Source organism: Bradyrhizobium sp. USDA 10063 (genome assembly GCF_054063735.1).
In genome coordinates, this window is the sequence record NZ_JBSSGP010000002.1 from 1,431,269 (window position 1) to 1,454,810 (window position 23,542).

Sequence of the window (23,542 nt, forward strand, 5' to 3'; positions counted from 1 at the left end):
CGCAAAGACGCAGCAAAAAGGGCGCCTCGCGGCGCCCTTCGCAGTTGGTGCAAATTGCAGTGAAGCGGTTAGCGCTTCGAGAACTGGAACGACTTGCGCGCCTTGGCGCGGCCGTACTTCTTGCGCTCGACCGAGCGCGAGTCGCGGGTGAGGAAGCCGCCCTTCTTCAACACACTGCGCAATTCCGGTTCGAAATTGGTCAGCGCCTTGGAGAGGCCGTGGCGCACTGCGCCGGCCTGGCCGGACAGGCCGCCGCCGGTGACCGTGCAGATCACGTCATACTGGCCGGCGCGGGCGGCGGCGACCAGCGGCTGCTGGATCATCATCCGCAGCACCGGACGGGCGAAATAGACTTCGACGTCGCGGGTGTTGACGGAGATCTTGCCGGAGCCCGGCTTGACCCAGACGCGGGCGACCGCGTCCTTGCGCTTGCCGGTGGCGTAAGCGCGGCCGTACTTGTCGACCTTCTTGACATATTTCGGCGCCTCGGGAGCCGCCGGCTTGAGCTGCGCAAGCTGGTCGAGAGACTGCATGGTATCGGACATCTTATGCGGCCCTCATGTTCTTGCGGTTCGCGGACGCGAAATCGATCTTCTCGGGGTTCTGGGCTTCATGCGGATGCTCGGCGCCGGGATAGACGCGCAGATTGCCCATCTGCATGCGGCCGAGCGGGCCACGCGGGATCATGCGCTCGATGGCCTTCTCGACCACGCGCTCGGGGAAACGACCCTCAAGGATGGACTTCGCCGTGCGCTCCTTGATGCCACCGATATAGCCGGTGTGCTTGTGATAGACCTTCTGGTCGCGCTTGCGACCGGTCAGCACGACGTGAGCGGCGTTGATGATGATGACGTTGTCGCCGCAATCGACATGCGGCGTGTAGGTGGGCAGGTGCTTGCCGCGCAGGCGCATCGCGACCATGGTAGCGAGCCGGCCGACCACCACACCCTTGGCGTCGATCACGACCCACTTCTTCTGCACCTCGGCGGGCTTGGCCGAAAAGGTTTTCATGTGAGCTGTCCGTGGAAAGGAGTTTTCGGCGCGAAAAGCCGCGCCGGATTGGCGGCTTTGTAGAGAAGCGAACGAAATTCGTCAACGCCAATAGACGCAATTTAGTCTAGCAAAAACAATAGCTTACAATTAAGGTGTAATAATACCTCCAGAAACTCTATTTGTTTGGAATGGAATAGGTCGCCGTCACATGCGCAATCGGATCCGGCGAATCACCCGAAAGCAGGTTGACCTCCCCGACCGCCAGCCGCTTGCCGAGCTTGAGCAGCTTCGCCGCCGCCAGCACGTCCTGCCGCGGCTGGCCCTTGCGGAGGAAATTGATGTTGAGATTGGTGGTGACGGCGAGCCCTACCGGGCCGATCGCCGACAGCAGCACCACATACATCGCAAAATCGGCCAGCCCCATCAGCGTCGGGCCCGACACGGTACCGCCAGGCCGCAGCATCCGCTCGCTATAGCGCTGGCGCAAGAGACAGGTCTCACCGTCGGCGCTCTCGATGATGATGTCGTCCCCGCTGAACGCCTGGGGAAACTCAGCGCGCAGGAACTTCTCCAGCTCAGCCACGCTCATTTTCGCCAACGCCATGCCGTCCCCACCCTCGATTCAGTCCGCGTGTTACACTAAGTTGCAGCCAAGCCTTAGTCGAAAAAAGCCTTAGTGGAAATTTGGAGATGCCCCAAGCCGCCCGCGCCGCCGCGCCGCAACCGCCGATCCTCCTGCGCGAGCAGGTCGGCAGCATCGCCGTGCTGACGCTCAACCGCCCCGCCGCGCGCAACAGCCTCTCCGAGGGCCTGATCGCCGAGTTGCATGGCGCGCTCAAGGAAATTCATGACGACCGAACTGTGCGCGGCGTGGTCATCGCCGCCAACGGCCCCGCCTTCTCGGCGGGCCACGACATGAAGGAACTCACCGCGCGCCGCAGCGACGCCGATCGCGGCCGCGCCTATTTCGCTGAGATCATGAACGCCTGCAGCGCCATGATGCAGGCGGTCGTGCATCTGCCGAAGCCGGTGGTCGCAGCCGTCCAGGGCGTTGCGACTGCGGCCGGCTGCCAACTGGTTGCGAGCTGCGATCTCGCAGTCGCCTCGGAAAATGCGACCTTCGCGACGCCCGGCGTCGATATCGGCCTGTTCTGCTCGACGCCGATGGTGGCGCTGTCGCGCAACGTTCCGCGCAAGCAGGCGATGGAGATGCTGCTGACGGGCGAGCCGATCTCGGCCGCGACCGCGCAGGCCATCGGCCTCATCAACCGCGTCGTGCCTGCCGGCACCGAGCGGGAGGCCGCGATTGCGCTGGCGCAAAAAGTGGCGCTGAAATCCGCCTATACTGTCAAGCTCGGCAAAGAGGCGTTCTACCGCCAGGCCGAAATGACCCTCGCGGACGCGTATCGCTACGCCGCCGAGGTGATGACTGAAAACATGATGGCACGCGACGCCGAGGAAGGCATCGGCGCCTTCATCGAGAAGCGCGAGCCGAAATGGCAGGATAAATGATCCTCATCCTGAGAAGCCTGCGAAGCAGGCGTCTCGAAGGATGCAGGCCCGTCTGGGGCCTCATGGTTCGAGACGCGCGTAGCCGCGCTCCTCACCATGAGGGTCGAAGGAATCGAAGATGAACCACGACACCTACCCCGATAATTACATCCGCGGCATCCTCAACAGCGTGAAGTCGATCGCGATGGTTGGCGCCTCGCCGGTCAACGTGCGGCCGAGCTACTTCGCCTTCAAATATCTGGCGGAGCGCGGCTACGACATGATCCCGGTCAATCCCGGCCATGTCGGCAAGAGCCTGCTCGGCAAGCCCTTCGTCGCCTCGCTCGCCGACATCGGACGTCCGATCGACATGGTCGACATCTTCCGCAACTCCAGCCACATCATGCCGGTCGTCGAGGAGGCGCTCAGGCTGTCGCCGTTGCCGAAGGTGATCTGGATGCAGCTCGGCGCGCGCGACGACGCAGCCGCGGCAAAGGCCGAAGCTGTCGGCGTCAAGGTCGTCATGAACCGCTGTCCGAAGATCGAATATGGCCGGCTGTCGTCGGAGATTTCCTGGATGGGCGTCAATTCGCGAACACTGAGCTCCAAGCGTGCGCCGATGCCGACGCAGGGCATGCGGCTGTCGCTGAATCGGATGAGCGTCGGCGGCGGCGAAACCGCTGCCTCCGATCGTGCCGCGAAAAACAAGACCGAGACGACCTGACGCGAATGCGAAACAAATGTTTCGACATCGCGTCATAACGAAGCACGCTATTTCCAACGCGCATGCGGCTCGCAACGCGCCTTGACGGCGGTTGTTGCTGCCATCAGCATGCCGCGCATTTTTGTTCCGACCCAAACACAGGACGACCAGAATGACCGATCGCCTTCCGGGATTTTCGACCCTCGCCGTGCATGCCGGTGCGCAGCCCGACCCCACCACCGGCGCGCGGGCGACGCCGATCTATCAGACGACGTCATTCGTGTTCAACGACGCCGACCATGCGGCTTCGTTGTTCGGCCTGCAGTCGTTCGGCAACATCTATACCCGCATCGGCAATCCGACCAACGCGGTGCTGGAGGAGCGCGTCGCCGCGCTCGAAGGCGGCACCGCGGCGCTCGCGGTCGCCTCGGGACACGCCGCGCAGGTCGTGGTGCTACAGCAGTTGATGAAGCCCGGCGACGAGATCATCGCCGCCCGCAAGCTCTATGGCGGCTCGATCAACCAGTTCACCCATGCCTTCAAGAGCTTCGGCTGGAATGTCGCCTGGGCCGATCCGGACGAGATCGAAAGCTTCGAGCGCGCAGTGACGCCGCACACCAAGGCGATCTTCATCGAATCGATCGCCAATCCTTCCGGCAGCATCACCGACATCGAGGCGATCGCCGCAGTGGCGCGCAAGGCCGGCGTGCCGCTGATCGTCGACAATACGCTAGCGACACCGTATCTGATCAAGCCGATCGACCACGGCGCCGACATCGTCGTGCACTCGCTGACCAAGTTCCTTGGCGGGCACGGCAACTCGCTCGGCGGCATCATCGTCGATGCCGGCACCTTCGACTGGTCGAAGGACAACAAATATCCGATGCTGAGCGAGCCGCGTCCGGAATATCACGGCATCAAGATCCAGGAGACGTTTGGCAATTTCGCGTTCGCGATCGCCTGCCGCGTGCTCGGCTTGCGCGATCTCGGCCCGGCGCTGTCGCCGTTCAACGCCTTCATGATCCTGACCGGCATCGAGACGCTGCCGCTGCGCATGCAGAAGCATTGCGACAACGCGAAAGCGGTCGCGGAATTCCTCGCCGGCCACCCCGCGGTGGCGTCAGTGAATTACGCCGGCCTGCCTGGCGACAAGTACAACAACCTTGCGCGCAAATATGCGCCGAAGGGCGCGGGCGCGGTGTTCACCTTCAGCCTCAAGGGCGGCTATGACGCCGGCGTCAGCCTGGTGTCGAACCTGCAATTGTTCTCGCACCTCGCCAATGTCGGCGACACCCGCTCGCTGGTGATCCACCCGGCCTCCACCACCCACAGCCAGCTCGACGACGCCGCGAAGATCAAGTCCGGCGCCGCCCCCGACGTGGTCCGGCTCTCGATCGGCATCGAGGACAAGGACGACCTGATCGCCGATCTCGACCAGGCGCTGCGGGCGTAGCGACTGACCGTCGTTCCGGGATGGTGCGCCGGCACCAGACCCGGAATGACCTGATCTCATTAACGGTCATTCCGCTATAAGGTGGCATTCTGTCGGCCCCCTCGATTCGGAGACGACGATGCTGCGCTCGATATTGTTCTCTTCGATCGCCCTGTTTGCGATTGATGCCGCCTTTGCCGCCGACGGCCCGGTTGCCACCAAGCGCGCGGCCTACCACGCCGCCCGCCAACTACCGCCCGGCCTGCCTCGCCCGCACTACAGGTACCGGACATCAGTGACGTCAGCCCCCTACGTCCGCCGCGGGCGCCAGATCGTCGTAGCCGAACAGGATCCGGACGTGCTGTTCACACCCGCCGCCGTGATCCCTTACGTGCCGTTCGTCAATGGCGAGCCGATCCTGCCGGGCTCGTCGAGCCTGCCCGGCTATTACGGCAATCACTTCTCCTACAGCTATGACGGCCCGTACTATGGCGGCCCCTACTACGGCGGTCCCTACTGGAATCGCCTGCCGTACGCCTGCGGCGTTTACGGCTACTGCTAGCCGCGACAGGACATCCGCGTGGCAAAGGCACCGCGAAAAGCCGAAACATCGATCGACGCGATGACCGCTGACCTGGTTGCCGTCCTGGTCGCAGTGACCGAAGGCGAGCCCAAGATCATGACGATCGCAAATGCGACCGCGCTGCCGAGCGGCCCGTTCCAGTTCGGGCACCGCTCGCTGCAGACCGGCCTGCGGGCCTGGGTCGAGGCACAGACCGGACATCCGCTCGGGTATGTCGAACAGCTCTATACCTTCGCCGATCACGGGCGCACCGGCGATGCAAGGGCGCCGCATCGCATCTCGATCAGCTATCTCGGCCTGACCCGCGAGGACCAGGTCCGAGAAGGCTCGGAAGGTCACTGGTCGGGCTGGTATGAGTACTTCCCGTGGGAAGATCATCGCGCCGGTACCCCGGCCTTGATCGCAAAGATCGTGGCGCCCAAGCTCCGCGCCTGGGCCAAATCGGCAGAGAGCACTTCGGTGCAGAAGGCGCGCTGGCAGCGCGCTGCCATCACCTTCGGCCTCGACGACCGCGCGTGGAACGAAGAGCTGGTGCTGCAGCGCTACGAGCTGCTCTACGAGGCCGCGCTGGTCCCCGAAGCGGTTCGCGACAAGCGCGCCGGAGAAGCCGTCGTGCCCGGCCGCGCCATGATCTCGGATCATCGCCGCATTCTGGCCACCGGCATCGCGCGGCTGCGCGCCAAGATCAAATACCGGCCGGTCGTCTTCGAGCTGATGCCGGCCGAATTCACCCTGCTGCAACTGCAACGCAGTGTTGAGGCCCTTGCAGGCCGCACAGTGCACAAACAGAATTTCCGGCGCCTGATCGAGCAGCAGGAACTCGTTGAAGAAACAGGCGCAATGGCCGCCGAGACGGTCGGCCGTCCCGCCAAGCTATTCCGCTTCCGTCACGGCATTGTGGCCGAACGGGCCGTCGCCGGCACCAAGCTCCCGCTCTCGCGCTCTTGACTTCCCTTATGCTCAGGATAAGTATAATCTCAAATATACTCAAGGAGAGCATAAATGGTCGCAACCCAATCCAGTGCGCTCGCGCGCACCGCGCCGCTTTATGACCGCGTCAAACGGGTGATCCCGCCGTTCGAATGGGCCACCTTCGCCGACGACGTCGACGCCATCCTCGACCTCAAGCGCAAGCGCAACGCAGTGGTGCTCGCGCACAACTATCAGACCCCGGAAATCTTCCATGGCGTCGCCGATATCGTCGGCGACAGCCTCATGCTCGCGCGCGAGGCGACCAAGGTCGATGCCGACGTGATCGTGCTCGCCGGCGTGCACTTCATGGCCGAGACCGCCAAGCTGCTCAATCCCGAGAAGACCGTGCTGATCCCCGACCTCAAGGCCGGCTGTTCCCTCGCGGAGTCCATCACGGCGGCCGATGTGCGGCTGATGCGCGAGCGCTATCCGGGTGCTCCCATCGTCACCTATGTCAACACCTCGGCCGCGGTGAAGGCTGAATCCGATATCTGCTGCACCTCGGGCAATGCGCTCGCGGTCGTGCAATCGCTCGGCGCCGAGCACGTCATCATGCTGCCGGACGAATATCTGGCGCAGAACATCGCCGCGCAGACCAAGGTGAAGATCACCGCATGGAAAGGCCATTGCGAGGTGCACGAGCTCTTCAACGCCGAGGACGTGCGCCAGCTTCGCGAGAATCATCCCGGCGTCACCATTCTGGCGCATCCGGAATGCCCGCCCGAGGTCGTTGCCGAGGCCGATTTCTCGGGCTCCACCGCAGCCATGTCCGGCTTTGTTGACAAGGAGCATCCGGCACGCGTGGTGCTGCTGACGGAGTGCTCGATGAGCGACAATGTCGCGGTGCTCCATCCCGACGTCGAGTTCATCCGCCCCTGCAATCTCTGTCCGCACATGAAGCGGATCACGCTGAAGAACATCCGCCACGCGCTCGAGACCAACGAGCACGAGGTCACGATCGCCCCTGAGATTGCCGGCCGCGCGCGGCGCTCCGTCGAAAGGATGCTGGCGCTGTGAGTACGGATGTTTCGACCCTGGCCGGGCAACCGGTGATCATCGGCGGCGGCGCTGCCGGATTGATGACAGCCCTGCAGCTTGCGCCCGCACCGGTCGTGCTGCTGTCGAAATCGCCGCTCGGGGCGGAGGCCTCCAGCATGTGGGCGCAAGGCGGCCTCGCGGCGGCGGTCGGCGAGGACGATGCCCCTGCCCTGCATCTTCAGGACACCATCGCCGCCGGCGCCGGCCTTTGCAACGAAGAAGCTGCCAGGCGCATCGTGGATGCCGCGCCCGCTGCCGTCGAGCGCCTCGCACGGCTTGGCGTCGGCTTTGACCGCAGGCCGGATGGACGCTGGCAGCTCGGACTCGAAGCCGCGCACAGCCGCAAGCGGATCGTTCACGCCACCGGCGACGGCACCGGGCGCGAGATCATGCGCGCACTGATCGCCGCCGTGCGCCGCTGTCCGTCGATCACCCTGATCGAGGGTTTTGAGGCCCGCCAACTCGTCGTCGAGGACAATGCGATCAGGGGCGTGCTCGCTGCGAACGAGCGTGGTCCGCTGGTGATTGCCACCAACCGCGTCGTGCTTGCGACCGGCGGCATCGGCGGCCTGTTCCAGGACAGCACCAATCCCATGGGCTGTTTCGGCCAGGGGCTGGCGCTGGCGGCCCGTGCCGGCGCTGTCCTCTCCGATCTCGAATTCATTCAGTTTCACCCGACCGCCTTCGACGGACCGTCGCGGCCGATGCCGCTATTGACCGAAGCGATCCGCGGCGATGGCGCGGTCTTGATCGACGAGACGGGGCAGCGTTTCATGGCGAACGAACCGGGCGCCGAGCTCGCACCGCGCGACATCGTGGCGCGCGCGGTCTGGCGCCGTCGCGCGGAAGGCCATCGCATCTTCCTCGATGCACGGCGGCATCCGGGCAAGGATTTCGCGCAGCGCTATCCCGTCATCAGCGCATTCTGCAGGATGGCCGGAATCGATCCGGCTGACGATCCGATCCCGGTGCGTCCGGCGGCGCATTATCACATGGGTGGCATCGCCGTTGATGGCGAAGGCCGCAGCACGGTGACGGGCTTGTGGGCCTGCGGCGAGGTCAGCCGCACCGGCCTGCATGGCGCCAACCGGCTCGCCAGCAATTCGCTGATGGAAGCCATCGTCTGCGCGCAATGGGTCGCTGCGAGCATCAATGGCGTGGCTGGCAGTGCCGCTGCTCCGCGCACGCCGACCGCGCTGCTGCCCGCATCCGATCCTTCGATGGTGCGCCCTCTCGTCTCGCAGGGACTCGGTGTGCTGCGCGATCGTCCCTCGATCGAGCGCGCCATTCGCAATCTCTATCCGATAGCCAGGGGGAACGGCGGCGCCGCTGATCCGGCGCTGGTCGGATTGATGATTGCTGTTGCCGCGTCAAAGCGCGAGGAAAGCCGCGGCGGCCACTACCGCACCGACTTTCCGGACACGTTGCCCAAGGGTGTGCCCTCTGCCTTCACCCTCGCGGAGGCGTTCCGCGCCGCCGGCGAGATCATCGAGTCAGAACTGCCGATCAGGAGCGTTCAGTCGTGACACTCAACCCTCTTCTGCCCCTGATGTACGAACCGCTGGTGCGAACCGCGCTGCTTGAGGACATCGGCCGCGCCGGCGACATCACAGCGGATGCAGTCGTACCCGCCGACCAGCGCGCTTCGCTCGCCTTGCGGGCGCGCCAGCCGGGCGTCGTCGCCGGCCTCGACGTGGCACGCTGCGCCTTTCAAACGATTTCGCCGGCGATCCGCATCGAGATCGAACGGCCCGATGGCAGCGTCGTCGTCCCCGGCGACACGATCGCAACCATCAACGGCCCTGCGCGTGCCCTGCTGACCGGCGAGCGCACCGCGCTCAATTTCCTCTGCCACCTGAGCGGCGTCGCGACCGCAACGGCCTCGCTGGTAGCTGCGGTAAGAGGCACGCGCGCGCAGATCGTCTGCACCCGCAAGACCACGCCCGGCCTGCGCGCATTGGAAAAATACGCGGTGCGCGCCGGCGGCGGCAGCAATCACCGTTTCGGCCTCGACGATGCCGTGCTGATCAAGGACAACCCACATCGCGCTTGCCGGCGGCATCCGTGCCGCGATCGAGCGCGCTAAGGCGCATGTCGGCCACCTCGTCAAGATCGAGGTCGAAGTCGACACGCTGGTGCAGCTCGAAGAGGCGCTGGCGCTCGGGATCGACGCGGTCCTGCTCGACAACATGACGGCCGACGACCTCAGGCAGGCGGTGGAGATGGCCTGCGGCAAGGTGATCACGGAAGCATCGGGCCGCATCACCGCCGCCACCGCGCACGCGATCGCGGCAACGGGTGTCGACCTCATTTCCGTCGGCTGGGTCACGCACTCCTCGGCCGCGCTCGATATCGGGCTGGATTATCTCTAGCGCGATGAGGCCCCGTTCGGCCGCTTCTCAAAGAGCTGCCCGCGCGCCGTCCTTGCGATAGTAGAAAACCTGCCGCGCCCTGACCTCGTTCTCAACGACGCCGATCAGACCGATCAGCTTTTCAGTGGTTCGAACCTGCGCAATGTCAGGCGTAACCACGAACACCGTCGCTTCATCATAAGGCCGCGCGCTCATGATCATCATGCGTATTTCAGCGACCACGTTTGCCCATGCCTTGGCATGGCGCTCGGATCTCGCGAAATATGAGGTGAATGTCTTGAGCGCCAGATCATAGGTCGCTTCCATTGATGGCATGGCCATCGACGGATATTCCCGATCGAAATAGACGAGCGCGTCGGCTAAATCGGTCGTCACCGAGGGGCGGAGCGCTTCGGCGAGCGCCTGCGCGTGGTTGAAGCAGACGTTGTTGAACATCCAAGACCGCTGCGCAAAGCGTGCTTCTGCGAATGCGGCCGCCGCCTTCGGCACGAAGCCGAACCACCAGCGCGCGACCTCGAGTAGCTGGAATCGGACATTGTACTGCTCGCGCACGAAATCGCCGGGCGCAAGCACGGCGAGCGCCGCGATGCGATCGGTATCGAGCAGGCGCAAACTGGTCGCCGCAACCGTGGCGGCGGCTCCGAGATTGATCAACAGGGCCGAGGCGCGATCGGGATCATCGAGCATCGAATCGTTGAAGGCTTCGGTAGCCAGGAACGAATCCCACAGCGCATTGGCGATAATCAGTCGGATCAGGGAATGCTCCCCGGTCGCCGCCAGCAGCGGGGACGAGGCTCGCGGAACGTAGCTCACGAGAGTGGGATTGTGCCCGACATAGGGACAGGTGATCGCCGTGTTGATCCGCTTCGATCCGGCCGTGAAGCTGCCCCAGAAGGCAGTGAACGCGGGCGACAAAAAGGTCGACAGCATCGTCTCGCGGGACCGGGCCGGCGATATCGATGTCCTCTCGCCTGCCGCCGACCTCATCCGCTCGCGGATATCGCGCGACGTCGCATCGATCAGCTCCCGGCGCATTCCGCCGTCTCCGACCGGCGCAGGGTAGGTGTCGTGTGTTTCGAAGAAGTACTCGCCGCGTAGAGACCCGTTGGCCCGATCCTCACCGCTCTCCGTCATCGATGCGCCCCCCGCCCGCAAAGCCCCTATTCAACAGACTTTTCGGCGGGACCAAATCCGCAATGCAAATGAGAAAAAAACGACCTAGGGTGTCATAGTACCGCGTGACGTCCGGGCGGCCCTTCGTACCCAGCTCGCCAGCGATAAGTGAGACTACTCGGCCGCTGAGCCGGACGACGCCTTGCTCTGGCGCGTCAGGCGACTGTTGCGCTGGAACACCGAATAGGTCGCGAGCGCGAACAGGATCACCATGAGCTGCAGCGACAGCGCTTCCAGCGTCGGGTTCAGGCCGAGATCGGCGAGCCAGGACAGGCTCTTCAACTCCGTGAACGGCAGCAGCGCCTGCTCCTGGAATTCCTGCACGGCCTCGCCGATGAACTTGATCGCCATCACGAACAGGAAGGCCGAGGTCAGGATGAACAACGGCCGCAGCGGAATTTTCCGCGCGATCAGGTTGATGAAATAGAACAGCACTGCAAGCCCGATGGTGGCGGCGCCGAGGCCGGCAAACAGGCCTGCGCTCCAGCCGCCTTCGGTGGTCGCGAGCGCATTGATGAACAGCACGGTCTCGGCACCCTCGCGGAACACGGCGAGGAAGGCGAGCGCGCCGACCGCCCACTCCGTGTCCTGTGCCAGCGCAGCATCCGCTTTGTGGGCAAGAAAATCCTGCCAACCCTTTGGATCCTGCTTCGTCATCAGCCAGCCGCTGACGTAAAGCATGAGCGCCGCCGCGGCCAGGATGATGATGCCTTCAAGGAAGTCGCTGTGTTCGCCGGAATTGAACACCGCGAACAGCCAGGCCGCAATGATGCTGGCGCCGATCGCCGCCAGCGCGCCGCCATAGAGCGCCTGGATGCGATGGCCGGCGCCGACCTTGGAGAGGTAGCCGGCGAGTGCGGCGATTACCAGCATCGCCTCCAGTCCTTCGCGCAGCAGGATAACGGCGGCCTGAATGAATGCAGACGACATGAGCGAACCCATTTTTCGCTCGTTCTATCGCCAGGGATTTTCAAGTAAAGCGATGTCGGCCTGCACGACTTCGTCAACTGCCGGGGGCACGCAAAAAATCCGCGCAAAACCGGCACTTCTTGCGGCGACGACAGATTAGAATAGTTCAATTCAACCGGGTTGCCCGACCGGCATGGCAAGCTTTGCCCGCCCCACTTTGTGGCGTCGTGGCAGCAGCCGCTCGACCTGCAGGACCGTCAGCGTCAGCACCACGATCGCCACCGCCTGGTGCATGAGCGCGAGATCGATCGGCACCTGGTTAAGGAGTGTCAGGATGCCGAGCGTCGCCTGCAGCGTGATCGCAGCTACCAGCCACCAGGCGCCGGCGATAGCCTCGCCGCTTGCGCGCGAACGGACGGCGTCGATCGCATGCAGGATCGCCAGCGCCAATAGCGCGTAGGCGGTCATGCGGTGCTCGAACTGCACGGTGAGCGTATTGTCGAACAGGTTGCGCCACCAGGGCTGCTCGAAGAACAGACGCCCCGCGGGGGGAATGAAGGCACCATCGATCTCGGGCCAGGTGTTGTAGACCTTTCCCGCGCGCAGGCCTGCGACCAGCGCGCCGAAATAGAGCTGCAGGAAAGTCAGCGCCAGCAGCAGCAAGGCGGCGATCTTCAGCCGCGGCGGCGCCGGATTAGGCGGCCGGTCGGTAAGCCGTCGCACCGTCCATACGATCGCCGAATAGATCAGGAGCGCCAGTATGAGGTGGACCGCGAGGCGATATTGCGAGACCTCGACCTTACCGGACAGACCCGAGGCGACCATCCACCAGCCCACCGCGCCCTGCAGCGCGCCAAGCCCGAAGATCAGCCATAGCCGCTTTTTCAGCTCACCAACAACAGCGCCGCGCCAAAGGAAATAGAGGAACGGCAGCAAGTAGGCGATGCCGATCACGCGCCCGAGCAGGCGGTGGCTCCATTCCCACCAGAAGATCGTCTTGAATTCATGGAGCGTCATCCCCGCGTTGAGCTCGCGATATTGCGGGATCTGCTTGTAGCCCTCGAAGGCTTCCGTCCATTGCGCCTCGGTGAGCGGCGGCAGCGTGCCGGTCACCGGCTTCCATTCCACGATCGAAAGCCCGGATTCGGTGAGCCGGGTGGCCCCGCCGACCAGCACCATGATCGCGATCAGGGCTGCGACCGAAAGCAGCCACCAGCGGACGGCGGCGTTTTGGGACGGCTCGGAGACGGAACGTGCGGTCATCGGTCCTGCTTGATCGGATTGGCGCGCCCCTTATAGTCCGCCTCCTCGCAGGCGCAAGGCGCGCTTTGCCTCACGAGTGATCGATCAATCGGCCATGAATATACGCACCCGCAAGCTGCTTGGAACCATCTTCCTGCTGATGCTGGTGGTGGTGTGGTCGCTGCTCGGCATGACGGTCGCGCAGACGCCGTGGCTTGCCAATTCGGGCGTGCTGCAGGCGATTTTCTATGTGGTGGCCGGGCTCGGCTGGGTGCTGCCGGCGATGCCGATCGTGGCCTGGATGTCGCGGCCCGATCGCATCTAGATCTGCACGCGCCGCGTCGATCGGACCGGCGGAAACATCACGCCCGACAACACCACGCGCATCATGCGCAGCGAGCGCTGCCGCCCGTCCCAGGACACCCGTGGCAGCACATGCAGGTTGGTGCGCCCCTGTGCTTCCACGATCCCTGCGATGCTCGACACCGCACTGTCAAAGCCGATCTCGCCGGCCATCAGCACATGGGGACGGCGAAAGCTCTCGCGGTCTCCAAACGGATAGGCAAAATGCCTGACCTCGCGACGGATGCCGGCCTCCAGCACGGCCTTGCCCATCGCCATCTCGCGCTTGGCATCGCCGTCGGGCAGGTTCGACAGCGCCGGATAGTTCACGGTCGCGCTGCCGATCGTGACGTTGGGATCGGCCGCGAGCGTTGCGATATCATCCCAGTCCATCGAGACGCCGCGAGAAAGCGCGGCCAGGTCCGCTCCGTAGCGTTTGCAGAGATCGTTGATCGCGACGGAGAGATCCGGCGACGTCAGCGTCCGCATCCATTTCGCGAGGAAGTCGTAAAGCTGGTATTTCTCCGCGACACCAGCAATCGAAAAGTGCCGCTCGCTGCGCTCGATCACGAGGCTGACGCGGCTCTCGCGCGCAATGATCTTCTCCAGCGCCAGCCACCACGCCTCCCCTAGCCCATCCGGAAACGCGGTCGGCAGGTAGATGGCGAAGGGCACGCCGTGCTTCGACAGGACCGGATAGGCATCCGTCACCACGTCCTTGTAACCGCCGTCGAACGTGAGGCAGGCAAAGCGGCGTGGCAGCGGCAAGGTGACGGCGCGCCGGCAGGCTTCGTCGATCGAGACGATATCGTAGTTCCAGCGCTCGAGCGCCCGGATCGTGCACTCCAGGAACTTCGGGGTGATCTCGCGCGAAGCCAGCGGCTGAAACCGTTCCCGACGACGCGGGCGCACGCGCTCGAAGCGCAGGATGACGCCGGCCCCGCCGGTCTGCCACTGCCGCAGCCGCGCATAGCCAGAGAAGTAAGCGAACTCCATCTGCGCCCGCTGCAAGAAGCTGATATCCGACACCACGTCCCGCCCCCGATCCGGCGGTTCCCAGGCGCCGTCTAACGATTGTTATTACTCTTTGTTGACATTTCCCTGCGAAGGTCGCCCGAGCCGAATTGTAAATAATCGATTAACAACAGGTTCAGCGATGACCATGGCTGCCGCGATCGAGGCACGAACGGCGGAGTCGGGAGCGTGGTCGAAGACAAGCCGCGTCGCCGGCGTCGACATCATTCGCGATCTCGAAGCCGCCGAACCGATCTGGCGCGGCCTCGAACAGCAGTTCTGCACGCCCTACCAGCGCTTTGATTTCCTCGCCGCCTGGCAGCGGCAGGTCGGCGCGCACGAGGGCCTCACGCCATTCATTGTGATCGGCCACGACGGCGAGCGCCGGCCGCTGTTCGTGCTGCCGCTGACGCTCGAGACCGCCTTTGGCGTGCGCTGCGCCAAGTTCATGGGCGGCAAGCACGCCACCTTCAACATGGCGCTGTGGGATCGCGACTTCGCCACGGGTGCAACGGCCGCCGATCTCAGGACCATGGTCTCGGCAATCGCGGCACATGGCGAGGCCGACGTGCTCGCCTTGCACCAACAGCCGCTCAACTGGCGCGATCTGGCGAACCCGCTGGCCCTGCTTCCGCACCAGTCCTCGGTGAATGACTGCCCGGTGCTCGCCATCGAGCCCGGCGCCGAGCGCGCCAACCTCATCAGCAATTCGTTCCGGCGGCGGCTGAAGGGGAAGGAGCGCAAGCTGCAGCAGCTTGCCGGCTATCGCTATCAGGTCGCGACCACCGACGCCGATGTCACGCGGATCTTGAACTGGTTCTTCCGCGTCAAGCCGCAGCGCATGGCTGAACAGAAATTGCCCAACGTCTTTGCCGAGCCGGGCGTAGAGGATTTCATCCGTGCCGCCTGCCTGACCGAAGTTCCGGGCGGCGGCCGCGTCATCGACATCCATGCGCTCGAATGCGACGACGAGGTGATCGCGATCTTCGCCGGCGTCGCCGACGGCCATCGTTTCTCGATGATGTTCAACACCTACACGATGTCTGGCAACGCCAAGTTCAGCCCCGGCCTGATCCTGATGCGCAACATCATCGATCACTACGCCGCGCTGAACTACCGCGCCCTCGACCTCGGCATCGGCTCGGACGAATACAAGCGGCTGTTCTGCAAGAGCGACGAGCCGATCTTCGACAGCTTCATTCCGCTCACCTGGCGCGGCGGGCCTGCAGCGAGCGCGATGTCCGGCGTCAACCGCGCCAAGCGGCTGGTCAAGCGCAATCCCGCGCTGTTCGATCTTGCACAAAACCTGCGCAAGGTGTTCCGCTAAGGGCGCATCGATCGGTCGCAACCGACGTGCAGTTCACGACGTGTGGGCCGCTGACTTGCCTGCCATCGACTTCGCGACATCGCGAACGCATGCGATGAATATCTCGGCGGCCGGGCTCAACGTACGGTTCTTCAGCGTTACAATCGCCGCCGCTACGGCTGAAGTTCGCGACAGCTTGAGGGGAAGTCTCTTCAGTGACAGATCGCGTCCGCTGAACTGCACGATCGAATTCGGAAGCAAGGTGATGAAGTGCCCGGTCGCGGCGAGCCTGCAGCAGAGGTGAAGCGACAGCGTCGTGACAGGCGTACGCGGCATGCTCAATCCGCTCTCGCGAAACAGATCAGCGGTTGCGGAGCCTGGAAAAGTATCCGGCGGAGGCAGTATCCACGGTTCATCGGCAAGATCGGCCAAGCTGACCTTCGAAGATCGCGCCCATTTGCTGCGCTGCCCCACGACCACGACCCGTGGGTCACTTAGCACCGGCTCCACCGCCAGATCTTCCTCGGCGAATGGCGTTGGAATCCAGCCTAGCAATAGATCGATGCTCCGTTCGCGCAGTTCGCGGTAACGCGTGGTGCCCAACACCGTTTGCGCGACGTTCAGGCGGATCCCTGGATGGCGTCGCGTGAATCGATCGATCACGGCGGGAAGCAGGCCGGCCGCAACGCTTTCCGAACTACCGATGCGGAGCTGTCCGATGGTTGGATCGGCAAGAAACTCGAGCTCCTCCAGCCCTTGCATCAGCTCGTCGAAGATCGTCGTACCGCGCTTGATGAGAGCGCGGCCATAGGGCGTGGGCTCGATGCCGTTGCGGCTGCGGTCGAGAAGTCGAAGCCCGAGTGCGTGCTCCATGTCGGCGATCGCCCTCGACACGGCCGGTTGCGAAATCGCCAGTTCTGCCGCGGCTTTAGCCATGCTGCCCCGCTGGGCAACGACGAGCAGGATATGCAGATCGCGCAGCTTGATGCGACGCCGGGCTCTCTCAATGGATTGCATGTCCGATCCTTATCAAAACGGTTATGAAACCCTCACATACTAGCATTGGACGGATATGCCCGCCTCAAGCATCGTTGATCCCGCCCCGCTCGTTTCGGCCGTGGAGGATCCGATGGCTTGGATGGTGATGACGCGCCGCGATGTGCTGGCAATGTCAGGGGCCGGCATGGCTCTCTCCACCACCGGTTTCGTGCCCCAGAGCATCGCCGAACCGAGCCTGAAGACCGCGCATATATTGACAGGCTTCACGCCCGGCCTCCCCGATGCCGTGGCAAGGCTGGTTGCCGATCAGATGAAGGATTATGCGGCGTCGATCGTGGTCGAGCCCCGGCCAGGTGCAAGCGGTCGCGTCGCGGTGGAGGCCGTGAAGGCCGCGGCTCCCGACGGATCTGTCCTTCTGCTGGCGCCCCTCGGCTTCGTGACGCTGTTTCCTCACGTCTACAAGACGCTCAGATACGAGCCGCGGGATTTTATTCCGGTTACGACCGTCGCCTCATTCCCGACATTGCTGACGGTGGGCCCGAAGGTACCGCGTGAGGTAATAACCCTGGCTGAATTCATCACATGGTGCCGCGCCAATCCAACTCAGGCGACCTACGGAACTGCGGGTGCCGGATCCACACTGCACTTCATCGGGGCTATGCTGGGGCGCACTGCGGGCTTCGAGTATCTCCACGTGCCCTATCAGGGCAGGGCCGCCATACAGGACCTCGTGAAAGGCGAGATCGCATCGGCCATCATGCCACTCGGCAGCTCCCTTGGTCTCGTGCAGTCCCGAGAGCTTCGTGCGCTGGCGACCACTGGTCCGCGCCGCAGCCCAATTCTTCCCGATGTGCCTACGATGGCCGAAGCCGGTTATCCCTCGCTTGAGGACCTGACATGGTTCGGGTTTTTCGTTCCGGCAAAGACCCCGGCGGTCACAGTCGAAAGGCTCAATAGCGCGATTCAGCAGGCCTTGCGCACCGACGAGGTAAAGGCCGGCATGGCAAAACAGTTCGTTGAGATCGACGCAATCCCCCTCGCCGACTTCGCCCGGCTCATCACATCCGAATCCGAGCGCTGGAAAGCGATCGTGCAGGCAACCGAGTTCACGCCGACCGATTGAAGGTCTCGGCCCCTCCGCGTGCGAATGATCTACGCCGCGACCACGCGCGGGCCCGGCTCAACGGCGTCCGACGGCTCGCACGGCTTGGTCAGCATCGTCACTTCCGAGAAACCGACCGCGGCAAGCTGCTCGCACATCAGGCGGCGGGCAGCGTCGGCCATCGAAGCATCCGGCACCACGACGGCGCGGGCATGCGCGGTCAACAGATCGGCCGGCAGGTCCGAAGCCGTGCCGGCATCGAGCAGCACATGGTCGTAGACGCCTAGCAGCGCGTCGATCGCGAGCGTCAGCCGCGGCGATTGCAGTTGCGTGCGATCGAAGCCGGGGCGGCCAGCGCCGACCAGATTGACCCGCGACAGCCGGTCGCGCGTGATGATCTCCGAGAATGTCGCCTCGCCCTGCATCACTTCGGCAAGCCCGGGCGCGCCGGGATCGGTCGAGATTGCCGCCATCGTCGGCGACGCAGCCGCGAGATCGACGACGGCGACCTTGGCCTCGCGCGCCATCAGCCGCGCCAGCGTCAGCGTGGTCAGCGCGATGCTCTCGCTCGAGGCCGTTCCCAATACCGTGACCTTGCGTGCATCGGCGCCGGCCCGGCGCAGCTTCTCGGCGAGCTGCTCGATCTCTCCGATGGCGATGGGGGCTTCTGGCTGCGGTGCGATGGATGCAGCTTCGATCTCAGGCTCGACCTCCGCCTCCGGCTCTGATTCCGGTTCCGGCTCATCGTCGCTCTCGACGGCGGCAGCGCGAACGGGCATGCGCGCCGTCATCTGCGGCGCGGCGGCAGGTGCTGCAGCAGCGCGCGGTGCGGTCATGCGCAGCAGTTCGCCGGTGATGATCAAGCCCGAAGAGAGCAGCAACGTCGCCAGCGTCGCGATCAGCACGATCGGCAGTTTCTTCGGATAGGCCGGCGTGTTGGAGACCGAGGCGCGCGAGATGATGCGGCCATCGGACGGTCCTGCCTCGATGTTCTCGCGGGTATTGGCTTCGCGATATTTCGCCAGATAGGATTCGAGCAGGTCGCGCTGCGCCTTGGCTTCGCGCTCCAGCGCGCGGAGCTGAACGTCCTGGCCGTTGTAGGATGACGCCTGCTTCTTCAATTGATCGAGGCTCGCGCTCAGCGCCTCCACGCGGCCGCCGGCGACGCGCGCGTCATTGTCCAGCGAACGGGAGATCTTGCTCGCCTCCTCGCGCAACTGCCGATCGAGATCGGCAAGCTGCGCCTTCAATTCCTTGATGCGCGGATGGTTGTCGAGCAGCGTCGACGATTGCTCGGCGAGCTGCGCGCGCAGCGTCACCCGCTGTTCGCTGAGGCGGCGGATCAGTTCGGAATTGAGCACTTCGGAGGCTTCGATCGGCTTGCCGCTCTGCAGCATCTCGCGGATCAGCCGCGCCTTGGTCTCGGCGTCGGCCTTCAGCGCACGTGCATTGTTGAGCTGCGTGTTGAGCTCGCCCATCTGCTGGTTCGACAGCGAAGTGTTGTTGGTACCGACGAACAGGCTCGACTTGGAACGGAAATCCTCGACGCGGGATTCCGCGTCTGCGACCTTCTTCCTCAGATTCTCGATCTCGCCGGCAAGCCATTGGCTCGCCGTCTTCGCCTGCTCCTGCCGCGCATTCTGCTGCAGCACCAGGTAACCTTCGGCAATCGAGTTGGCGACGCGCGCGGCAAGCTCGGGATCGCGCGACTGGAATTCGACGACGACGACGCGCGACTTGTCGACCGCGTAAGCCTGCAGGCGGTCATAATAGGCTTCCAGCACGCGCTCTTCCGGCGTCAGCGAGAACGGGTCGCGACCGATACCGAACAGCGCCAGCAGCGATTTCAGCGGGGAGAAGCCCTGCAGCACCGGATCGAATTCCGGCCGCTCGGCAAGCTTGTTCTTCTTGATGATCTCGCGCGCGAGATCGCGCGACAGCAGGAGCTGCACCTGGCTGGTGACGGCCTCCGGATCGACGACATTCCGTTCTTCGTTGCGCTCGCCGCTAGGCCGCAGGAAGACATTCTCGCGGCCGTCGATCAGGATGCGCGCTTCCGACTTGTAGCGCGGCGTCACCATGTTGACCGCCGCGAGCGACAGCGTGAAAGCCAGCACCGTCGGCACGATGATCCAGCTCCGCTTGCGCATCAGCGCCTGGCCGAGCGCAGGCAGGTCGAGATCGCCTGCGGGCAACGCGGCGATGGTTGCAGGCTCGGGCGCAGCCGGCGCGGGCTTTGCGAGCGCGCGCCGGACCACGGCCTTGTCCTTGCCTGCACGCCAGAACGCAAAACGCATTGTTCACTCCCGCGGGGACGCCACTCAACCTACCTCAGCCGGCGCGATTACACTCCATTAAGGTTGCCGCCGGGTTAATCGGCCCGCTTGACGAACAGCACGGCCGGCCCGCACGTCATGCTTTGTTAACTATGAACGTCCTTAATCGGTCGCGATATTTTGCCGGGATTCTCAGGAATGCGCCGTCTGCGCGCCGCTGCTTTTTGCCTGCTTTCGATCTTAGCGCGCGGCGCCTCAGCCCGCGCCGGCGATCGCACGTTTATCAGCGGGCGCCTGGCGTGACCATGGATTCCGACCAGCCGCTCCGCATCCTGCATGTCGTGCGCGCCCCTGTCGGCGGCATTTTTCGCCATATCCTCGATGTCGCCAACGGACAGATCGAGCGCGGCCATCACGTCGGCATCGTCGCCGACAGCATCACCGGCGGCGAGCGCGCCGCCACGGCGCTTGCGGAAATCGAACCGCGCCTGAAGCTTGGCGTTCGCCGTGTGGCCATTCGCCGCGAACCGCGATTTGCCGATGTGACGGTCTGGGCACAGCTCACCGGCCTGATCTGGAAGCTGAAGCCCGACGTGCTGCACGGTCATGGCGCCAAGGCCGGCGCTTACGTTCGCCTGCGGCCGCACTCCAAGCACACCATTCGCGTCTATACCCCGCATGGCGGCTCGCTGCACTACCCGCTCGACACGCTGAAGGGCAATTTCTACAGCCGGCTCGAGCGTGCGCTGATGAACAGCACCGACCTGTTCCTGTTCGAGAGCGCCTTCGCGCGCGACACCTATCAGCGCACGGTCGGCACGCCCACCAGCGGCGTGGTTCGCTGCGTGTTCAACGGCGTGACCGCGGAGGAATTCGATCCCGTGGAGCGCGCCGAGGATGCCACCGACATCGTCTATGTCGGCGAATTCCGGCACATCAAGGGAGCCGACCTCCTGATCGATGCGGTGGCGAAATTGCGCGCTGAAGGCAAGCAGGTAGCGCTGACGCTAGCCGGCGACGGCGAGGAATCGGAGAAGCTGAAGGCGCAGGTCAAGAAGCTCGCGCTTGGCGACGCCGCGCGTTTCATCGGCCACGTCAAGGCGCGCTACGGGTTCTCGAAAGGCAAGCTGCTGGTCGTTCCCTCCCGCGGCGACTCGATGCCCTATGTCGTGATCGAAGCTGCAGCCGCAGGGATCCCGATGGTAGCCGCCAATGTCGGCGGCATTCCCGAGATCTTCGGCCCGCATACCGATGCGCTGTTTGCGCCGAGCAACGCTGCCGCCATGGCGGAAGCGATCAGCCGCGCGATCGACGATCCCGCCGCGACGTTGGCGCGCGCACAGGCGCTGCGCGAGCGCATCTCCGCGCATTTCTCCCAGCAAGCAATGGTCGAGGGCGTGCTCGCCGGCTATCGCGATGCATTTGCCAATCATTAACTGGTAAACCAGCAAAATCAATGACTTCCCACGGTTTTTCCCACACCTGAACCGGGGTTTTCCCACACCGTGTTTCCGCTCTGTTTTCGCGCTCCTTCCGGTGCGGGTGCGGTGGTATACCTCGCGCCAGCCGCCAAAGGTGGTGAAGGATACCGTCGATCATGTGGAGAAGAAGATCGGCCTTGCGCCGCCCCCCCCCGGTGTGCGCGCGCTGGATTCTCGCGCGGCTCTCAGTCGGACTTATCCTCGATTTCTCGTCTCAAGTCGTCTAAGCGTTTACCTTTGTACGTCCAAGCCCACGGGCCAGACACTGAAGGCCAGTCGTCCCCGAGTGCGTTGTGTGCTTGAAGTGCCGCGTCCGAGAGCGAGGTGATATCGCCCAGATAGTCCACCTTGTTGCCGTCATCGATGGTCGTGCAAATAATCTTCGGGTCCTTAGCAAGTTGAAGTTCGGTACCCGGCGCAACTCCTATCATTGAGAGCCGGAAGCGGCTTCGGCGCTTGGCTGCTTCCACCTCCGCTTTAATTTCATTGGTTTCAAATATCTCGTCCCCAAGCCTCACCTCGCGGACTTCGGCCAGGGAAAGGGCGGCCTTTGCGCGTTCAGGAGCCAATCGAAAGAACTCGCGGCCCTTGCTTATACGGTGATCCCCAAAGGCATCATGGAGTTTGCTCTCAACAGAAACGCAATCGGTCACTTCGCAAGCGTAAAACAGTTCAAACGGCAGCGGCACGCCAGTCGAATACAATTGCTTAATTCGTGAGGCCAATTCGCCGTTGGTACAGCCTATCTTGATCAAACCTGGCATGGATTCGTTTGTCAGAATGTATACGATGTCTACCATGTGGCCCTTCGCGTCAGGGGACGACGGCCATCATCAGAAATTGTCATGGCTGCTCTCAGCGGTTCGTCGGAGGCGGTGGCGGGAATTTATTCGCCGAGGGGCTGGGCTGAAATGGGGTGATCGGCATTGGCCGCCTGCCCTGCAGTAGCTCCAATGCGAATTGTCGCAGAGCATTCTGTTCGGCTTCGATGTTGACCCAAGCCTGCGGAGCGTAAGAGTATTTCGCAAGCTCACGCTTATCGAGCGCGAAGCCCAGATGCTTCCCAATCTCAAACATCATCTCATTGAAGGCGTCGTCGCGCTCGTCAACGAAATGGCGAATAGCTTCGTTTGATGATCCCGGCGGCAATGCCGGGCCTCCTAGGTTGTCGATGTATTTCTTGTAGGCGGTGATTACCCTATCATCGTCGTGAAATTCGGTCTGGATCACATTGAGCGCTGTGACGTGATCAGCCGAAAGCGTTACCCGCCGCGTCCTCATGAGCGCGTGGAACGTATCATATTTCCTGCGGCGCTTCTCCCGCTTTTCCTCAAAGCGAAGCGTAATCTGGACGGCCACGATCGGACCCACGACAATCGCAACGGCTGTGACGACAAGGATTGCAACGTTGAGCCAATCCTTGAATTGCATGCACCAGAAGCCATCGGGGCAATTCATGAAGGCACGTCCTTGACCTTTTCAAACTTCGCATTCACAGGTCCGAGTGGCGTCTCGATTGTTATGACGCGACCATCAGCAAAATCGGCTGGCAGTGTGAGTTTCACCGAGACCCTAGTGGGAGCAGCGCTAGCTGGCGCTCCAGTGATAAGCGAGGCTCCGGCTGGAAGCACATATTCAACCACGCCTTCGAGACTGCCGTCGGGCTTGGTTTGATAGGAGCCGTCATATTGCATCGTCGCGACGTCGATGCCGACAAGCATTCCGTCGCCGATATAGAAAAGGCCAATGCTTTGACCTGCGACGCCCGTGAAGTAGGCGACGTAGAGCGCCTTCGCCATGCGAATTAGTCCCCCAAACCCCCGCTAAAACCGCGCTTGGGCTCCCTAGCACAGTAAATTGTGTGACCGTAGGCCCTCGCGCCCTGGATGCACCGATATTTTTGGTGTCAGGCAGGGGCGGATGGGGCGGTGAGCCGCGCCCAGCCTTGCATCGCCGCCCTCCGTCAGATTGCCACATGTCGTGAGCTTAATTCAGGAAAGGAAAGTCGAAAAACGAAAACTGCAAATATGCCGAAATGGCGCGATGCCGAGTACCCCGCGTGCCCAAAGTACCTTGAAGACCGTGCGGAGGGTTGGTCACCTTCGACGGTCCAG

23 protein-coding genes and 1 pseudogene are annotated in these 23,542 nt (G+C 63.5%); 12 read left to right on the forward strand and 12 right to left on the reverse strand.

Translation table 11 applies throughout. The annotated features are described in order from the left end of the window. Positions 1 to 68: 68 nt before the first annotated feature. The 3 genes from rpsI to ACVJGD_RS08715 all read right to left on the reverse strand — a co-directional run bounded on the left by rpsI (position 69) and on the right by ACVJGD_RS08715 (position 1,597). Complete coding sequence (gene rpsI / locus ACVJGD_RS08705; RefSeq protein ID WP_456633960.1) at positions 69 to 545, reverse strand: 30S ribosomal protein S9; 477 nt, start codon at positions 543 to 545, stop codon at positions 69 to 71. A gap of 1 nt (position 546) precedes the next feature. Further along, positions 547 to 1,011: a 50S ribosomal protein L13 gene (gene rplM / locus ACVJGD_RS08710; RefSeq protein ID WP_456633961.1), complete on the reverse strand. Its 465-nt coding sequence runs from the start codon at positions 1,009 to 1,011 to the stop codon at positions 547 to 549. A 157-nt stretch (positions 1,012 to 1,168) separates the two neighbouring features. Beyond that, a complete protein-coding gene (locus ACVJGD_RS08715; protein WP_456633962.1) occupies positions 1,169 to 1,597 on the reverse strand; it encodes a PaaI family thioesterase in 429 nt (142 codons plus the stop codon). An 86-nt stretch (positions 1,598 to 1,683) separates the two neighbouring features. Between ACVJGD_RS08715 and ACVJGD_RS08720 the strand changes: the two genes are divergently transcribed. From ACVJGD_RS08720 to nadC, 8 genes and pseudogenes are all read left to right on the forward strand, one after another. Then, positions 1,684 to 2,505, forward strand: coding sequence for an enoyl-CoA hydratase (locus tag ACVJGD_RS08720; protein ID WP_456633963.1), 822 nt, complete (start codon positions 1,684 to 1,686; stop codon positions 2,503 to 2,505). A gap of 118 nt (positions 2,506 to 2,623) precedes the next feature. Further along, the gene (locus ACVJGD_RS08725; RefSeq protein ID WP_456633964.1) at positions 2,624 to 3,208 is read left to right on the forward strand and encodes a CoA-binding protein; all 585 of its coding nucleotides are present in this window, start codon (positions 2,624 to 2,626) and stop codon (positions 3,206 to 3,208) included. A 151-nt stretch (positions 3,209 to 3,359) separates the two neighbouring features. Then, positions 3,360 to 4,640 (forward strand): O-acetylhomoserine aminocarboxypropyltransferase, encoded by a 1,281-nt coding sequence (locus ACVJGD_RS08730; RefSeq protein ID WP_456633965.1) that lies wholly within the window; start codon positions 3,360 to 3,362, stop codon positions 4,638 to 4,640. 118 nt (positions 4,641 to 4,758) lie between these two features. Beyond that, complete coding sequence (locus ACVJGD_RS08735; RefSeq protein ID WP_456633966.1) at positions 4,759 to 5,181, forward strand: hypothetical protein; 423 nt, start codon at positions 4,759 to 4,761, stop codon at positions 5,179 to 5,181. Between the two features lie 60 nt (positions 5,182 to 5,241). Continuing rightward, positions 5,242 to 6,150, forward strand: coding sequence for an NUDIX hydrolase (locus ACVJGD_RS08740; protein WP_456640211.1), 909 nt, complete (start codon positions 5,242 to 5,244; stop codon positions 6,148 to 6,150). 54 nt (positions 6,151 to 6,204) lie between these two features. Continuing rightward, positions 6,205 to 7,191: a quinolinate synthase NadA gene (gene nadA, locus ACVJGD_RS08745; RefSeq protein WP_456633967.1), complete on the forward strand. Its 987-nt coding sequence runs from the start codon at positions 6,205 to 6,207 to the stop codon at positions 7,189 to 7,191. After that, positions 7,188 to 8,738 (forward strand): L-aspartate oxidase, encoded by a 1,551-nt coding sequence (locus tag ACVJGD_RS08750; RefSeq protein WP_456633968.1) that lies wholly within the window; start codon positions 7,188 to 7,190, stop codon positions 8,736 to 8,738. The genes nadA and ACVJGD_RS08750 overlap by 4 nt, the downstream gene beginning before the upstream one ends. Next, a pseudogene (gene nadC / locus ACVJGD_RS08755) lies at positions 8,735 to 9,584 on the forward strand (carboxylating nicotinate-nucleotide diphosphorylase). Before ACVJGD_RS08750 ends, nadC begins: the two are co-directional and overlap by 4 nt. 27 nt (positions 9,585 to 9,611) lie before the next feature. On the opposite strand, the gene ACVJGD_RS08760 reads toward nadC, so the two are convergent. From ACVJGD_RS08760 to ACVJGD_RS08770, 3 genes are all read right to left on the reverse strand, one after another. Further along, positions 9,612 to 10,619, reverse strand: a complete 1,008-nt coding sequence (locus ACVJGD_RS08760; protein WP_456633969.1) for a hypothetical protein — start codon at positions 10,617 to 10,619, stop codon at positions 9,612 to 9,614. A gap of 252 nt (positions 10,620 to 10,871) precedes the next feature. Continuing rightward, positions 10,872 to 11,687, reverse strand: coding sequence for an FTR1 family iron permease (locus tag ACVJGD_RS08765; RefSeq protein WP_456633970.1), 816 nt, complete (start codon positions 11,685 to 11,687; stop codon positions 10,872 to 10,874). A gap of 150 nt (positions 11,688 to 11,837) precedes the next feature. Further along, the gene (locus ACVJGD_RS08770) at positions 11,838 to 12,929 is read right to left on the reverse strand and encodes a COX15/CtaA family protein (RefSeq protein WP_456633971.1); all 1,092 of its coding nucleotides are present in this window, start codon (positions 12,927 to 12,929) and stop codon (positions 11,838 to 11,840) included. 94 nt (positions 12,930 to 13,023) lie between these two features. Between ACVJGD_RS08770 and ACVJGD_RS08775 the strand changes: the two genes are divergently transcribed. Further along, complete coding sequence (locus ACVJGD_RS08775) at positions 13,024 to 13,233, forward strand: DUF2842 domain-containing protein (protein ID WP_456633972.1); 210 nt, start codon at positions 13,024 to 13,026, stop codon at positions 13,231 to 13,233. Here ACVJGD_RS08775 and ACVJGD_RS08780 read toward each other — a convergent pair. Further along, positions 13,230 to 14,282 carry a polysaccharide deacetylase family protein gene (locus ACVJGD_RS08780; RefSeq protein WP_456633973.1) on the reverse strand — a complete coding sequence of 351 codons (1,053 nt, stop codon included), beginning with the start codon at positions 14,280 to 14,282 and terminating at the stop codon, positions 13,230 to 13,232. The genes ACVJGD_RS08775 and ACVJGD_RS08780 overlap by 4 nt on opposite strands. A 124-nt stretch (positions 14,283 to 14,406) precedes the next feature. Here ACVJGD_RS08780 and ACVJGD_RS08785 point away from each other — a divergent pair, with 124 nt between their 5' ends. Then, positions 14,407 to 15,591, forward strand: coding sequence for a GNAT family N-acetyltransferase (locus ACVJGD_RS08785; RefSeq protein WP_456633974.1), 1,185 nt, complete (start codon positions 14,407 to 14,409; stop codon positions 15,589 to 15,591). Between the two features lie 33 nt (positions 15,592 to 15,624). Here ACVJGD_RS08785 and ACVJGD_RS08790 read toward each other — a convergent pair whose 3' ends face one another. Further along, positions 15,625 to 16,587, reverse strand: a complete 963-nt coding sequence (locus tag ACVJGD_RS08790; protein WP_456633975.1) for a LysR family transcriptional regulator — start codon at positions 16,585 to 16,587, stop codon at positions 15,625 to 15,627. 112 nt (positions 16,588 to 16,699) lie between these two features. Here ACVJGD_RS08790 and ACVJGD_RS08795 point away from each other — a divergent pair, with 112 nt between their 5' ends. Continuing rightward, positions 16,700 to 17,692: a Bug family tripartite tricarboxylate transporter substrate binding protein gene (locus ACVJGD_RS08795; protein ID WP_456633976.1), complete on the forward strand. Its 993-nt coding sequence runs from the start codon at positions 16,700 to 16,702 to the stop codon at positions 17,690 to 17,692. A gap of 29 nt (positions 17,693 to 17,721) precedes the next feature. On the opposite strand, the gene ACVJGD_RS08800 is transcribed toward ACVJGD_RS08795, so the two are convergent. Continuing rightward, positions 17,722 to 19,968 carry a GumC family protein gene (locus tag ACVJGD_RS08800; protein ID WP_456633977.1) on the reverse strand — a complete coding sequence of 749 codons (2,247 nt, stop codon included), beginning with the start codon at positions 19,966 to 19,968 and terminating at the stop codon, positions 17,722 to 17,724. A gap of 284 nt (positions 19,969 to 20,252) precedes the next feature. Between ACVJGD_RS08800 and ACVJGD_RS08805 the strand changes: the two genes are divergently transcribed. Then, entirely contained in the window at positions 20,253 to 21,383 is a 1,131-nt protein-coding gene (locus tag ACVJGD_RS08805) for a glycosyltransferase family 4 protein (protein WP_456640212.1), read from the forward strand. Positions 21,384 to 21,613: 230 nt separating this feature from the next. Here the strand turns inward: ACVJGD_RS08805 and ACVJGD_RS08810 are convergent, their stop codons facing one another. Genes ACVJGD_RS08810 through ACVJGD_RS08820 form a run of 3 tightly spaced genes read right to left on the reverse strand, consistent with a single transcriptional unit; the run spans position 21,614 to position 23,227 of the window. Then, the gene (locus ACVJGD_RS08810; RefSeq protein WP_456633978.1) at positions 21,614 to 22,228 is read right to left on the reverse strand and encodes a GIY-YIG nuclease family protein; all 615 of its coding nucleotides are present in this window, start codon (positions 22,226 to 22,228) and stop codon (positions 21,614 to 21,616) included. Positions 22,229 to 22,283: 55 nt separating this feature from the next. Then, the gene (locus ACVJGD_RS08815; protein ID WP_456633979.1) at positions 22,284 to 22,886 is read right to left on the reverse strand and encodes a DUF6680 family protein; all 603 of its coding nucleotides are present in this window, start codon (positions 22,884 to 22,886) and stop codon (positions 22,284 to 22,286) included. Further along, the gene (locus ACVJGD_RS08820; RefSeq protein ID WP_456633980.1) at positions 22,883 to 23,227 is read right to left on the reverse strand and encodes a hypothetical protein; all 345 of its coding nucleotides are present in this window, start codon (positions 23,225 to 23,227) and stop codon (positions 22,883 to 22,885) included. The genes ACVJGD_RS08815 and ACVJGD_RS08820 overlap by 4 nt, the downstream gene beginning before the upstream one ends. Positions 23,228 to 23,542 lie beyond the last annotated feature (315 nt).

Coding starts and splice junctions, on each gene's coding strand:
- ACVJGD_RS08775 (WP_456633972.1), top strand. CDS start 13,024: ATGAATATACGCACCCGCAAGCTGCTTGGAACCATCTTCCTGCTGATG.
- ACVJGD_RS08805 (WP_456640212.1), top strand. CDS start 20,253: ATGGATTCCGACCAGCCGCTCCGCATCCTGCATGTCGTGCGCGCCCCT.
- ACVJGD_RS08795 (WP_456633976.1), top strand. CDS start 16,700: ATGGCTTGGATGGTGATGACGCGCCGCGATGTGCTGGCAATGTCAGGG.
- rplM (WP_456633961.1), bottom strand. CDS start 1,011: ATGAAAACCTTTTCGGCCAAGCCCGCCGAGGTGCAGAAGAAGTGGGTC.
- ACVJGD_RS08760 (WP_456633969.1), bottom strand. CDS start 10,619: ATGCGCCGGGAGCTGATCGATGCGACGTCGCGCGATATCCGCGAGCGG.
- ACVJGD_RS08770 (WP_456633971.1), bottom strand. CDS start 12,929: ATGACCGCACGTTCCGTCTCCGAGCCGTCCCAAAACGCCGCCGTCCGC.
- ACVJGD_RS08715 (WP_456633962.1), bottom strand. CDS start 1,597: ATGGCGTTGGCGAAAATGAGCGTGGCTGAGCTGGAGAAGTTCCTGCGC.
- ACVJGD_RS08765 (WP_456633970.1), bottom strand. CDS start 11,687: ATGTCGTCTGCATTCATTCAGGCCGCCGTTATCCTGCTGCGCGAAGGA.
- ACVJGD_RS08800 (WP_456633977.1), bottom strand. CDS start 19,968: ATGCGTTTTGCGTTCTGGCGTGCAGGCAAGGACAAGGCCGTGGTCCGG.
- ACVJGD_RS08730 (WP_456633965.1), top strand. CDS start 3,360: ATGACCGATCGCCTTCCGGGATTTTCGACCCTCGCCGTGCATGCCGGT.
- ACVJGD_RS08820 (WP_456633980.1), bottom strand. CDS start 23,227: ATGGCGAAGGCGCTCTACGTCGCCTACTTCACGGGCGTCGCAGGTCAA.
- ACVJGD_RS08810 (WP_456633978.1), bottom strand. CDS start 22,228: ATGGTAGACATCGTATACATTCTGACAAACGAATCCATGCCAGGTTTG.
- nadA (WP_456633967.1), top strand. CDS start 6,205: ATGGTCGCAACCCAATCCAGTGCGCTCGCGCGCACCGCGCCGCTTTAT.
- ACVJGD_RS08790 (WP_456633975.1), bottom strand. CDS start 16,587: ATGCAATCCATTGAGAGAGCCCGGCGTCGCATCAAGCTGCGCGATCTG.
- ACVJGD_RS08740 (WP_456640211.1), top strand. CDS start 5,242: ATGACCGCTGACCTGGTTGCCGTCCTGGTCGCAGTGACCGAAGGCGAG.
- ACVJGD_RS08815 (WP_456633979.1), bottom strand. CDS start 22,886: ATGAATTGCCCCGATGGCTTCTGGTGCATGCAATTCAAGGATTGGCTC.
- ACVJGD_RS08725 (WP_456633964.1), top strand. CDS start 2,624: ATGAACCACGACACCTACCCCGATAATTACATCCGCGGCATCCTCAAC.
- rpsI (WP_456633960.1), bottom strand. CDS start 545: ATGTCCGATACCATGCAGTCTCTCGACCAGCTTGCGCAGCTCAAGCCG.
- ACVJGD_RS08735 (WP_456633966.1), top strand. CDS start 4,759: ATGCTGCGCTCGATATTGTTCTCTTCGATCGCCCTGTTTGCGATTGAT.
- ACVJGD_RS08785 (WP_456633974.1), top strand. CDS start 14,407: ATGACCATGGCTGCCGCGATCGAGGCACGAACGGCGGAGTCGGGAGCG.
- ACVJGD_RS08720 (WP_456633963.1), top strand. CDS start 1,684: ATGCCCCAAGCCGCCCGCGCCGCCGCGCCGCAACCGCCGATCCTCCTG.